This window comes from Chryseobacterium sp. Leaf404 (assembly GCF_001424145.1).
Lineage (GTDB): Bacteria > Bacteroidota > Bacteroidia > Flavobacteriales > Weeksellaceae > Chryseobacterium.
In genome coordinates, this window is record NZ_LMQM01000010.1 from 1 (window position 1) to 13,169 (window position 13,169).

Here is a 13,169-nt window from a genome sequence, read left to right on the forward strand (position 1 = left end):
AGAAGTTAAGCCCACCAGCGCCGATGGTACTGCGAAAGCGGGAGAGTAGGTCGCCGCCAGTTTTTATTCAAATCCTCAATCATTTATTTGATTGGGGATTTTTTGTGACCAAAACGCAAGAAGAGATTCAATATTCAAGATTTAAACAGATGATACGTGTATCTGCTGCAGGATAGGTGTTGCGGAGAGATATTTAAAATTCAAAATTCAAAATTTACAATTCAAGAGTTAAAACAGATGATACGTGTATCTGCTGCTGAAGGTAATGTTCCTAATGATGCTAATTCAGCAGGTATCTGTGACCCGTACTTTTTATATAAACTGTTTGATACCGAGCGTTTCAAAACTTTCTCTCGAAATTCAACATTAAAATTATACTGAAAAGAAAATGTTTTTTGACTGTAAAGTCATACAACTGAGAAAAATCATTAAAGTTTTACATTTAATTTTGTAATATGTATAAATTATTGATTATCAGTATTATTTAAAGCATTGCTTTTTAGAGCAAAATCAAACAAAAAATAGGAGAAACTGCAATAATATTCATACATTTGCCGCTTAACTAAAAGGAAAGAGAAAACTCTGATGAAAAATTTAAGCGATGGATTCAAAGCATTGTATAATGGTGATAATCTCTTGAAAATCACTCGGGTAAGATATATACCGAGATGGATGGTACTCTTTTTTGATATTGCCTTCGTCCTTTTTTCTGTATTGATTTCGTACTATTTCTTAACTCAATTACACGTAAAACTGAATTATCCGCACCTTTTGCCTCTTCAGGGGCTTATTATTGTTGTTGTAAATCTCATTTTTATGTTTATATTCCGTACCTACGCCGGAATAATCAGACATTCTACTTTTTTCGATTTTTCCAAAATCCTGCTTTCATCCGGAAGCACATTGATAACTCTCGTTATTTTCAATTATTTTTTCTACTTAATAAAAGGGAAGCCATTATATCTTTATCCTAATTTATTTTTATTCTTTTTCGTCTCTGTGTCTATCATGTTCTTCTTCAGAATGTTGACCAAAAGATTTTTCAGTCTGATGATAGAGTACAGAAGATCTCCTTCCAATCTGAATGTGGCGGTAATAGGAATTGAAGACGTTTCTGTAGCTCTTGCACGTGCAATTATGCATAATCCCAATTATCCTTACCGATTAGGCGGATTTGTTACCAACAGGACAGATTCCAAGCGGGCTGTATTACTGGGACATCATATTTACGGCAAAAATGAATTTTTCAACTCACCAAAACTTTTAAGGGAGTTCGATGCGGTGTTGATTATTAAGGAAATAATGAGCAAAAAAGAGCTGGAAGAATGGATGAATCTTTCTCTGGATAAAGGATTGAAGGTCTTGAAGGCACCTACCATTGGGAAAATGAGAGATCAGGATCTAGTGGGAGGAATCAGAAATCTTCAGATTGAAGATTTATTAAACAGAAGACCCATTAAGCTTGAAAATGAAGATGTAATGAAAAGACATTTTCATAAAAATGTGTTGATTACAGGAGGTGCAGGATCTATCGGGAGCGAAATTGTGCGTCAGGTTTCGGAATTCGCCCCTGCACTCATCGTTATTTTAGATCAGGCAGAATCTCCGCTTTATGAATTGGAAATGGAGCTTTCAGAAAAATTTCCAAATCAGAAATTTAAGTTTATATTGGCGGATATTTCCAATAGACACAGGCTCGAAAGGGTATTTGAAGAATACAGCTTTTCAATGGTCTATCATGCTGCAGCATACAAACATGTTCCGCTTATTGAAGATAACCCTCACGAAGCAATCTTCGTTAATATTTTGGGAACTAAGAATCTGGCATTGCTTTCAAAGAAATATAAAGTCAACCGTTTCGTAATGATTTCTACAGATAAGGCGGTAAATCCTACAAATGTAATGGGTGCCTCGAAAAGAGCTGCGGAACTTTTTGTTCAGTCTTTACAAAATACAGAAGGCAATACAACAAAATTCATTACAACGCGTTTTGGTAATGTTTTAGGCTCCAACGGCTCGGTTATTCCTCATTTTAAGAAGCAGATTCAGAAAGGTGGACCTGTTACAATTACACATCCCGACATCATCAGATATTTTATGACAATTCCAGAGGCTTGCGAACTCGTCTTACAGGCTGGAACTATGGGAGATGGAGGTGAAATTTATGTTTTTGATATGGGTGATCCTGTAAAAATTATAGATTTGGCAAGAAGGATGATTAAACTTTCCGGTTATATTCCGGATGAAGATATTAAAATTTCTTTCATTGGGCTTCGTCCGGGGGAAAAACTGTATGAGGAACTCCTGAGTGAGAATACCGTGAATATTCCTACTCACAATGAAAAAATTATGATCAGTAAAGATCTTTGCGAGGATTTTGAAACTGTAAATAAGTATTTTGAAAAAATTGTAAAATCTGCTGTGAAGAGAGACAAGTACGAAGTTGTGACCCTTTTAAAACAGTTGGTGCCAGAGTATATAAGTAATAATTCAGTTTTCGAAAAGTTGGATAAACCACGAAATGAGGAGTCACAAGATCAAAAATGATACTTATAGTGAATTTTAAATTCTATGATATTTAAACCACATACTTCAATTACTAAATAATAATCCTATTTTTGTGAAAATTTTAAACAGAATGAATTTCAGGAAATTCTTTTTTTATGCTTTTGCAGGTATTGTTATTTCATCATGCACTGCAAGGCAGGAAATCAATTATATGACCGACATTGATAATGTGGCACTTGATAATGCGATAAAAAACAGCCGCAGCACATTACAACCCGGTGACCAGCTGGTGGTGAATATTTCAGCGAGAGATCTTGATGCGGTTAAGCCCTTCAATCAGAATTACTCTTCATCTGCGACTGTAACTCAGTATTCTGTGCCAGGTTCGAACAGTTTACCGCAACAACTGCCGGTTTCAGGACCTACTTATTTGGTGGATACCGATTATAATATCACATTTCCCCAGTTAGGAAAAATCAGTACTAAAGGTGAGAATATAGAAACCTTTAGAGATAAAATGACCAGCTTGCTCAGTAAATACATCAAAGATCCTATTGTAGATGTAAAGCTTACTAATTTTAAAGTTTCTTTTGCCGGAGAAGTTGCAAGACCGGGTACTTATGTGATACCTGAGGGTAACACAAGTATTTTATCAGCACTGGCATTGGCAGGAGACGCTACGCCATACGGTATCAGACAGAATGTTTTACTGATCAGAAATGTAGACGGGCAGATTACCAAACATAGATTAGATCTTACAAAATCAGATTTCATCAATTCTCCTTACTACTATCTGAAACAGAATGACATCATCTACGTCCAGCCGAATGCCAACAGAGAAAAAGCAGCCAGGGTAGATCCAAATTTAGGACTGTACATTTCAGTTTCGTCTGTTGTAGCTTCATTGGTAATAGGAATTATTTCATTAACGAGAAGATAATTTAAGATAAATATTCGGTCAGATCCTGACTGGAAATCATTAGAATAACATCAAAGCAAAACATAAAGAGTGGATCAGAATTATTTAGAGGAACAAACGCAGGAAGAAACATTAGATTTGAGAGAGCAGTTCAGACCTTACCTTTTTAAATGGTATTGGTTTGTAGTAGGGGCAATTGCAGCGCTTGTGATTGCATGGTTTTTTTTAAGATATTCAGTGCCGGTGTACAGTACAGAATCAACGCTTCTCATCAAAGAAGTGAAAAAATCATCCGGTCAGCCTGAAATGTCTGTTCTTTCTGAGATCGGCGGTATTGGAAGCATGGGCGCAAACTCGGTTCTAAATGAAAAACAGATTTTAAAATCCACCAATTTAATGCTTTCTGTAGTAAAAGAATTAGGTTTAGAGACCAACATTTACTCTCAGGGAAAAATTAAAGAACTAGAACTGTATAAGGATTCAGCTCCGTTTACCGTAAGAGTGATCAGTGAGAAAAGGAAAGGTCAGTACCCTGGAAAACCGGTATTTGCAAAAATCGAGAAAAACGAAATTGTTCTGGAGTCTGAAAGTTTTAAAAAACCGATCAGAACACCTTTTAACAAAGCTTTATCTTTGCCGTTCGGTGTTGTAATGTTCCAGAGAAATACAGCTATAAACGAAGCATCAAATAACCGTTCACACATTTACAGATTAGGTTTTATGTCTGGTATGAACCGTGCAAAAGCCTATTCTGAAATGCTCGTTGTAGAAATAATTGAGAAGGAGACAACAGTTCTGAAAATGTCTATCAAGTATTCTGTAGCAGAAAAATCAGAGGATATTCTAAACAGGTTAGCTGTCAATTACAACAGAGAAGCTGTTTTGGATAAAAACTCGGAAGCACAGAAAACCGCTGAATTTATTGATGGCAGAGTTCGTTTGATTGGTGAAGAATTGGGCAGAGTAGAAGGTCAGAAAGAGGATTTTAAGGTTAAAAATAATATTGCAGATATTGGTACAGAGGCGGAACTTTCTCTGCAAACTTCTGCTAAAACCAGACAAAGCCAGATTGAAAATGAATCGCAGCTGGAAATTGTCAACAGTCTGCTGGGATATCTTAATACCCAAAATTCAAATCAGATTCTCCCTCTGAATATTGGTTTAAATGATTCTGAAACCTCCATGAATATGGGACTTTACAATCAGTTAATTACCGAGAGAGCAAGGCTTTTAGAAAGTTCAACCACATTAAACCCTGTAGTTCAGGATGTCACTAAACAGATAAGTAATCTACGTACTTCAATTGCGGGAAGCCTGAATAAAACGCGTACTGCACTGCAGATCAACAGAAATGCTATTCAGGGTGAGCAAAACAGACTGGCAGGGAGAATTTCCAAAGTCCCTTTTCAGGAAAAGATGTTCAGAAGTATTGAGAGACAGCAGACTATTAAAGAAGAACTGTATTTGTTACTGTTGCAGAAAAGAGAGGAAGCAGCTATATCTTTAGCCATTGCTGCGCCTAAAGCCAGAATTGTTGATTATGCTTTCACGGCACCTGCACCTGTATCTCCAAAGAGACAGATCATCTATCTCGGAGCTCTTATTCTTGGACTTTTAGTGCCATTCGCAGTCATTTATCTGAAATCACTTTTAAATAATAAAGTACGCTCTACCCAAGATTTGGATAAGCTCACAGGAAATAAACCTGTGATCGGGGAAATTCCATCCTTGGTAAAAGGAGAATCAGAACTGGTAAAAGTTAATGATCTTTCACCCATGGCCGAAGCGTTCAGAATTCTTATTACCAATATGGGATTCATGCTTCCTAAGAAAGATGAAGGCAAAGTGATCTTAGTGACTTCGACAGTAAAAGGTGAAGGGAAAACCTTCGTATCGGTAAATCTCGCTTTAACTTTAGCAACTCCAAGGATAAAAGTGATCATCATCGGTTCTGATATCAGAAATCCACAATTGCAGAGATATAATGAAGCGAGAAAAGGCCTTGCCGGAATTGCAGAGTTCATGTATGACAAAACAGTGAAGAAAGAAGATATCATTCATCAGACGTCTTTCAACCCGCACTGCGACGTCATCTATTCCGGAGCGATTACGCCAAACCCTACAGAGCTTTTATCAAACGGAAGATACCAGGAGCTGGTAGAAAGTCTAAAGGCAGACTACGACTATATTGTACTGGATACAGCGCCACTGATGCTGGTAACCGATTCATTGCTGATCGCAGATGTGGCAGATATGACTATATATGTTACAAGATCAAGATACACAGAAAAGAAACTTATAAGCTTTGCCAATACACAGGTAGAGCAGAATAAAATAAAAAATACAGGATTTGTCTTAAATGATGTAGACAACACCAACAGCAGCTATGGTTACGGTTATAAATATGGCTATGGCTACGGTGCTTCTGAAAAGGAAACCTGGAGAAATTGGTTTAAATAGATTAGAGTGATTTGGTTTAACTTTGCAGATCAGGAAAATGTTGTAGCGAATAGCGGTTCAATGATGAATTAGTTCTGAATTACTAAAAATATGATTACAAAAAAATCTAAAATATACATCGCAGGTCACCGTGGAATGGTAGGCTCAGCAATATGGAGACAGCTTTCAGATCAGGGCTACACCAATTTAATAGGCTTGACAAGTGCTGAACTGGATCTCAAAGATCAGCATGCGGTAAAGACTTTCTTTGACGAAAAGAAACCTGATGTCGTTATAGATGCAGCAGCAAGAGTAGGCGGTATTTTGGCGAACAACAGTTTTCCTTACCAGTTCTTAATGGAGAACATGCAGATTCAGAACAACCTGATTGATGCAGCATTGCAGAATGATGTGGAGAAATTTATTTTCCTGGGCTCATCATGCATCTATCCGAAACTGGCTCCTCAACCTTTAAAAGAAGAATACCTGTTAACAGATACACTGGAGCCTACCAATGAATGGTATGCAGTGGCGAAAATTACAGGAATCAAAACCTGTGAGGCCATTAGAAAACAGTTCGGCAAAGACTATGTTTCTTTAATGCCAACCAATCTGTACGGAACGCACGACAATTTCGACCTGAAAACGTCACACGTTCTCCCGGCAATGATCAGAAAGTTTCATGAAGCAAAAGAAAATGGCAATGTCGCAGTGACTTTATGGGGATCAGGTACACCGATGAGGGAATTCCTTTTCGTAGATGATATGGCAACATCTGTAATTTTTGCTTTGGAAAATGTACTTCCCGAACATTTGTATAATGTGGGAACGGGGGTAGATATGACCATCAGAGAACTGGCAGAGCTGATTCAGAAAGTGGTAGGCCATACAGGAGAAATCCTGTGGGATACTGAAAAACCTGATGGCACACCAAGAAAACTCATGGACGTCTCAAAAATGCACGATTTGGGATGGAAACACAAAGTAGAACTGGAACAAGGCATTACCAAAACCTACAATTGGTTTTTGGAAAACATTAACAACTTTAAGGAAGTAAAGATGAAGTAGATGAGTTTCTACAATCAATCATCAACCATCATTTATGAAAAATACATCGGAAAGATGAAAACAGCATTAATAACAGGGGTTACCGGACAGGACGGTTCTTATCTTGCTGAGCTTTTACTGGAGAAAGGATACAGAGTTCATGGGATCAAGAGAAGGGCCTCATCTTTTAATACACAGAGAATAGATCATCTCTATCAGGATCAACACGAGCAGAATGTAAATTTCACTCTGCACTACGGTGATTTAACTGATTCAATGAATATCATCAGAATCATACAGGAGGTACAGCCGGACGAGATTTACAATTTAGGAGCAATGTCTCACGTAAAGGTATCGTTTGATTCGCCCGAATATGTTGCGAACGTTGATGGCATTGGAACTCTAAGGATTCTTGAAGCGGTTCGTATTTTGGGATTGGAAAAGAAAACCAGAATTTATCAGGCCTCAACATCAGAATTATATGGTGGACTTCCTGAAAATAAAAATGCTGCAGGTTTTTATGATGAAAACTCGCCGTTTTATCCGCGTTCACCGTACGGAGCTGCAAAAATCTACGGTTTCTGGATTACCAAAAACTATCGTGAAGCGTATGGAATGTTTGCCTGCAACGGGATTCTGTTCAACCATGAATCGCCGAGAAGAGGGGAAACTTTCGTAACCCGTAAAATTACCATGGCTACAGCTGCCATTGCCAAAGGAAAGCAGGACTGCCTGTATTTAGGAAACTTGAATGCACTTCGTGACTGGGGACATGCCAAGGACTATGTAGAAGCCATGTGGAGAATCCTTCAGCAGGATAAACCTGAAGACTTTGTTATCGCTATGGGAGAAACCACTTCGGTTAGGGATTTTGTAAGAATGGCATTCTCTGAAATTGGAGTTGAATTATCTTTTGAAGGAGAGAATGAATCTGAAATTGCGAAAGTAGTTTCATGCAGCAATCCTTTATATCAGCTTGAAATTGGAAAAACAGTAGTTTCTGTAGATCCGGAATACTACCGTCCTACAGAAGTAGATTTGTTGATTGGTGACCCTACTAAATCTAAAACGCAGTTGGGATGGGTGCCGCAGTATGATTTGGCTGGATTGGTGAGAGAGATGATGGAGAGTGATTTGAGATTGTAATTAACGAATAATACTTATTTTAAAATATTAAAAATATTTACTGATTTATAGTCAGTTATTTATTGTCTAAAAGTTTTACAATGAAAAAAATACTGATAACAGGCGGTGCTGGTTTTATAGGCTCACATGTGGTGAGAGAATTTGTATTGAAATATCCAGAAGTTAAAATAATTAATCTCGATACTCTTACTTACGCTGGTAACCTGGAGAATTTAAAAGATATTGAAAATCATTCGAATTATCAGTTCATAAAAGCCGATATCGTAAATGAAAAACAGATTTCAGAAATATTTGAAGAACATTTACCTGATGGCGTCATTCACCTTGCTGCAGAATCGCATGTTGACCGCTCAATTACAAATCCGTTGGAATTTGTGATGACCAATGTAATCGGAACTGTAAATCTTTTAAATGCAGCAAATAAAATTTGGAAAAATAACTATGAGGGAAAAAGATTTCACCATGTGTCAACAGACGAGGTTTTCGGAACATTAGGGGAAGAAGGCTTCTTTACTGAAGAAACTTCTTATGAACCGCATTCTCCGTATTCTGCGTCTAAAGCGTCTTCAGATCATTTTGTGAGAGCTTATGCAGACACTTACGGGTTACCGGTTGTTATAACAAACTGTTCAAATAACTATGGGCCGAATCATTTTCCAGAAAAATTAATTCCTTTATGCCTTCATAATATTATTAATAATAAACCCCTACCCATTTATGGTGACGGAAAATTTACCAGAGACTGGCTTTTTGTCGTTGATCATGCAAAAGCAATTGACTTGGTTTTTCACAAAGGGAAAAATGGAGACTGTTACAATGTAGGAGGTTTTAATGAATGGCAGAATATAGATCTAATTAAAGAATTGTGTAGTCAAATGGATGAGAAGCTGGGGAATGAAGTTGGAACTTCTGAGCAACTTATTACATTTGTGAAAGATCGTCCAGGGCATGATTTAAGATATGCTATTGATGCAAATAAAATAAACAAGGAATTAGGATGGAAGCCAACCGTGACCTTTGAGCAAGGATTATCTAAAACAATAGATTGGTTTTTAGAAAATCAAGAGTGGCTGGAAAACGTTACTTCCGGGAATTATCAGAAATATTACGATACACAATACAAAGACTAATGAAAGCTACAGAAACAAAATTAAAAGGATGTTTTATTCTGGAACCGAGTAAATTTGGAGATAGTAGAGGATACTTCTTTGAAAGTTTTAATGCTAAAACCTTTAATAACCTTATCGGTGCAGAAGTAAATTTCGTACAGGATAATCAGTCATTTTCTTCGTTTGGTGTTCTGAGAGGTTTGCATGCGCAGGCTGGCGAGCACGCACAAGCAAAGCTCGTACGTGTGATTCAAGGGAAAGTATTGGATGTTGCAGTTGATGTACGTCCCGGATCAGAAACGTACGGTCAGTATGTAGCTGTTGAATTGTCTGAAGAAAATAATTTGCAGTTATTTATCCCGAGAGGATTTTTACATGGTTTTTCAGTTTTTTCAGAAAAGGCGACATTTTTTTATAAATGTGATAATAATTACAATAAAGACTCTGAGAATGGAGTAAATCCTCTGGATCTTGATTTAAAAATTGATTGGGGTATTCCTCACGAAAAAATGGTAATTTCAGACAAAGATATTAACGCTCAAATTTTTGAAGCTTTTAAAAGGAAAAACAACCAATAAGCAAATTATGAAAGGAATTATTCTTGCAGGTGGATCGGGTACACGTTTATATCCTCTGATAAAATCAGTTTCCAAGCAGATGATGGCAGTATACGATAAGCCAATTATATATTATCCTTTATCAGCACTGATGTTAGCGGGTATTTACGAAATTTTAATCATATCTACACCACACGATCTACCAAACTTTAAAAATCTTTTGGGAGATGGTAGTGATCTCGGTATCAGATTAGAATATGCCGAACAGCCCAACCCAGATGGGCTTGCACAAGCATTTATTATCGGAGAAAAGTTTATTAGATCAGACAGTGCCTGTCTTATTCTGGGTGATAATATCTTTCATGGGCATGGTCTCACTGAATTATTAAAAAAGGCAGTTAAGAATGTTGAAATTGAAAATAAAGCAACCGTTTTTGGCTACTACGTTCAGGATCCAGAACGCTGTGGTGTTGCAGAATTTGATAAATTAGGAAATGTAGTTTCTTTAGAAGAAAAGCCGGCAGACCCAAAAAGTAACTATGCCGTAGTTGGTCTGTATTTTTATCCAAATTCAGTTGTGGAAGTGGCAAAAGGAATTGAGCCCAGCGAAAGGGGCGAATTAGAGATTACGACAGTAAACCACGAATATCTTAAACAAAATAATTTAAAGGTTGAATTGATGGGACTCGGTTATGCTTGGCTGGATACTGGTACGCACGAATCGCTTCTTGAAGCATCAAATTTTATACAAACCATCGAAAAAAGACAAGGTCTTAAAGTAGCTTGTTTGGAAGAAATTGCATATGAAATGGGGTATATTTCAAGAGAAAAAGTGGTGGAGTTGGCAACGCCTTTGTGTAAAAATGAATACGGTAAGTATCTCTTACATCTTGCCAATAGAAAATAAAGCAGGGCTTTAATAAATATACTTATGTCGCTAAAAAAACAAGCCATTTCTGGAATGATTTGGACTTACTCTCAGCAGTTTGGTAGTCAGTTGATTACATTCGTAGTATCGCTTGTTTTAACAAGATTGATTCTTCCAGAAGAATTTGGTTTGATTGGGATGATTGCTATTTTTATGGGAATTGGTACGGCACTTTTTGACGGAGGTCTGACGAGTTCTTTGATTAGATCAAAAGATCTGAATCAGGATGATTATTCTACTGTTTTCTATTTTAATTTTGCAGGTAGTGTTATCATGTATTTAATTTTGTTTTTTATTGCTCCATTAATTGCTAAGTTTTATCATCAGCCTGCACTTATTAAGTTAACACGAGTATACGGAATAACTTTTATTTTAGCTGCTTTTGGTGCGGTACAAAATACCATTTTGACAAGTGAGTTAAAATTCAAAAAACAGGCGATGATTTCTCTTCCTGCGATAATAATAAGTAGTTCAGTTGGATTATGGATGGCCTATTATGATTATGGAGTTTGGAGTTTAGTGGGAACAGCTCTTATAAATGCGTTATTGACCAGTTTGTTTTTGTGGTTTAGTTCTTCATGGTATCCCACGATTACATTCAGTAAAGAAAAGTTTCGTAAACATTTTCATTATGGGTATAAACTAACACTTTCATCAGTGTTAGATATTATTTTCACGAATATATATCAAATCGTAATAGGACGATTTTATTCTGCTGCTCAGGTGGGATATTATACTCGTGCAAATACCTTAATGATGCTTCCTGTAGGAAACGTTTCAGCAGCTTTAAATAGGGTCGTATTTCCATTATTTGCGCAAGTACAAAACGATATTCCCAGATTTAAGAAAGCGTATAAACAAATTATGCAAATGGTTTTGTTCATTATAACGCCAGTCATCGTAATAATGGCATTTTTAGCAGAACCGCTCATTTTATTTCTTTTTGGACAAAACTGGCTGCCGGTAGTACCAATTTTTCAAATAATATGCTTTACAGGAATTTTGTATCCGATTCACCTCTATAATCTTTTGGTGTTGCAGGTTAAAGGACGTAGTGATTTGTTTTTGAAGCTTGAGGTCGCTAAGAAAATTCTTTTGTCAGTTATACTGGCAATATCTTTTTTCTTTGGATTTTATGCGTTACTTTGGGGACAGTTGATTTTTTCAATAGTAGCGTTAATAATTAATACACACTTCGCAGGAAATATGCTGATGTACAAAACTTCTGAGCAACTAAAAGATATTTTTCCTATATTTTTACTGATTATACCTATGGGATCAATATTGCTTATTTTTAACTATCTGTTAACTGAGTACAATCTGTTAATCCAACTTTTCGTTGGAGCATCAGCGGGTGCTATTTCTTATTTTGGTATAGCATGGCTATTTAAGTTTGAAACAATTAATGATATCAAAAACCTTATAAAAAAAAATGATACCAGTAACTAAACCTTTTCTTCCTAACATTGAAGAATATCAAAATTATTTGACGGGGATTTGGCAACGAAAATGGTTAACCAATATGGGGCCATTAGCAAGTGATTTAGAAATAAAACTTAAACAATATTTAGGGATTAACCATCTTCTTTTTGTAACGAACGGAACCGTTGCTTTGCAAATGGCCATAAAAGCTTTGGATCTAAAAGGAGAAATTATCACTACACCATTTTCTTTTGTTGCTACTACAAGCAGTATTGTTTGGGAAGGCTGTACCCCGATTTTTGTGGATATTGATAAAGAATCGTTAAATATAGACGCTTCTAAAATTGAGGCCAGTATTACTGAAAAAACAACTGCAATTTTAGCGACTCACGTTTATGGAAATCCATGTGATGTTGTAGCAATCGAAAAAATTGCCGCAAAACATGATCTAAAAGTGATTTATGATGGTGCACATGCGTTTGGAGTCACTATCCACGGTAAATCTATCTTTGAATACGGAGATATATCCACCTGTAGCCTTCATGCAACCAAACTGTATCACTCAATCGAAGGAGGTTTAGTCATTACCAAAAATGCAGAATTATTAAAAAAGTTAGCGTACATGCGTAACTTTGGATTTGATGGCCCAGAAGCTTTTGCAGAATTAGGAATTAATGGTAAAAATTCTGAATTTCATGCTGCGATGGGATTGGCAAATTATCCCCAAATTCAGACGATTCATGTAAAACGAAAAGAGTTAACAGAACAATATAATAAAAAATTAAAAAATTTAAAAGCGAAAAGGCCATCGTGGCATAGAGACGCTACGTTAAATTATGCATATTATCCTTTGGTTTTTGAAAGTAGCGAGTTGATGCTAAAATGTATGGAAGGTCTGAGAGGACATGAGATTTTTACACGCCGTTACTTTTATCCGTCATTGGCCAATACACTTCCTTATCTTGACAAAAAAAAATTTGAAGTAACGGATGATATCGCAGCAAGAGTTTTATGTTTGCCGCTTTACGTAGATTTAACTTATGAAGAAGTAGATTTAATTTGTAGATTATTATTAAGAATTCAAAACAATTAAG

At 36.4% G+C, this 13,169-nt stretch carries 10 protein-coding genes; all 10 read left to right on the plus strand.

Features of this window, described 5'->3' with window-relative positions:
• The first annotated feature begins 585 nt into the window (after positions 1-585).
• The 10 genes from ASG31_RS05675 to ASG31_RS05720 all read left to right on the plus strand — a co-directional run bounded on the left by ASG31_RS05675 (position 586) and on the right by ASG31_RS05720 (position 13,168).
• Positions 586-2,547, plus strand: coding sequence for a polysaccharide biosynthesis protein (locus ASG31_RS05675; protein WP_056029065.1), 1,962 nt, complete (start codon positions 586-588; stop codon positions 2,545-2,547).
• A gap of 91 nt (positions 2,548-2,638) precedes the next feature.
• Entirely contained in the window at positions 2,639-3,448 is an 810-nt protein-coding gene (locus ASG31_RS05680) for a polysaccharide biosynthesis/export family protein (RefSeq protein ID WP_056029067.1), read from the plus strand.
• Positions 3,449-3,517: 69 nt separating this feature from the next.
• The gene (locus tag ASG31_RS05685) at positions 3,518-5,887 is read left to right on the plus strand and encodes a GumC family protein (RefSeq protein ID WP_056029069.1); all 2,370 of its coding nucleotides are present in this window, start codon (positions 3,518-3,520) and stop codon (positions 5,885-5,887) included.
• A gap of 93 nt (positions 5,888-5,980) precedes the next feature.
• Positions 5,981-6,934 carry a GDP-L-fucose synthase family protein gene (locus ASG31_RS05690; RefSeq protein WP_056031283.1) on the plus strand — a complete coding sequence of 318 codons (954 nt, stop codon included), beginning with the start codon at positions 5,981-5,983 and terminating at the stop codon, positions 6,932-6,934.
• Positions 6,935-6,988: 54 nt separating this feature from the next.
• A complete protein-coding gene (gmd, locus tag ASG31_RS05695; RefSeq protein WP_056031286.1) occupies positions 6,989-8,059 on the plus strand; it encodes a GDP-mannose 4,6-dehydratase in 1,071 nt (356 codons plus the stop codon).
• A gap of 80 nt (positions 8,060-8,139) precedes the next feature.
• Positions 8,140-9,189, plus strand: coding sequence for a dTDP-glucose 4,6-dehydratase (gene rfbB / locus ASG31_RS05700; protein WP_056029072.1), 1,050 nt, complete (start codon positions 8,140-8,142; stop codon positions 9,187-9,189).
• A complete protein-coding gene (gene rfbC / locus ASG31_RS05705; protein WP_056029074.1) occupies positions 9,189-9,746 on the plus strand; it encodes a dTDP-4-dehydrorhamnose 3,5-epimerase in 558 nt (185 codons plus the stop codon). The genes rfbB and rfbC overlap by 1 nt, the downstream gene beginning before the upstream one ends.
• Before the next feature lie 7 nt (positions 9,747-9,753).
• A complete protein-coding gene (gene rfbA, locus ASG31_RS05710; RefSeq protein WP_056031289.1) occupies positions 9,754-10,632 on the plus strand; it encodes a glucose-1-phosphate thymidylyltransferase RfbA in 879 nt (292 codons plus the stop codon).
• A 24-nt stretch (positions 10,633-10,656) separates the two neighbouring features.
• The gene (locus tag ASG31_RS05715; protein ID WP_056029076.1) at positions 10,657-12,102 is read left to right on the plus strand and encodes a lipopolysaccharide biosynthesis protein; all 1,446 of its coding nucleotides are present in this window, start codon (positions 10,657-10,659) and stop codon (positions 12,100-12,102) included.
• Entirely contained in the window at positions 12,086-13,168 is a 1,083-nt protein-coding gene (locus ASG31_RS05720) for a DegT/DnrJ/EryC1/StrS family aminotransferase (RefSeq protein ID WP_056029079.1), read from the plus strand. Before ASG31_RS05715 ends, ASG31_RS05720 begins: the two co-directional genes overlap by 17 nt.
• The last annotated feature ends 1 nt before the right edge of the window (position 13,169 follow it).

What these genes read in the sequence shown, in the direction of transcription:
- ASG31_RS05715 (WP_056029076.1), top strand. Translation starts at nt 10,657, where the DNA reads ATGTCGCTAAAAAAACAAGCCATTTCTGGAATGATTTGGACTTACTCT.
- ASG31_RS05675 (WP_056029065.1), top strand. Translation starts at nt 586, where the DNA reads ATGAAAAATTTAAGCGATGGATTCAAAGCATTGTATAATGGTGATAAT.
- ASG31_RS05720 (WP_056029079.1), top strand. Translation starts at nt 12,086, where the DNA reads ATGATACCAGTAACTAAACCTTTTCTTCCTAACATTGAAGAATATCAA.
- rfbB (WP_056029072.1), top strand. Translation starts at nt 8,140, where the DNA reads ATGAAAAAAATACTGATAACAGGCGGTGCTGGTTTTATAGGCTCACAT.
- gmd (WP_056031286.1), top strand. Translation starts at nt 6,989, where the DNA reads ATGAAAACAGCATTAATAACAGGGGTTACCGGACAGGACGGTTCTTAT.
- rfbA (WP_056031289.1), top strand. Translation starts at nt 9,754, where the DNA reads ATGAAAGGAATTATTCTTGCAGGTGGATCGGGTACACGTTTATATCCT.
- ASG31_RS05680 (WP_056029067.1), top strand. Translation starts at nt 2,639, where the DNA reads ATGAATTTCAGGAAATTCTTTTTTTATGCTTTTGCAGGTATTGTTATT.
- rfbC (WP_056029074.1), top strand. Translation starts at nt 9,189, where the DNA reads ATGAAAGCTACAGAAACAAAATTAAAAGGATGTTTTATTCTGGAACCG.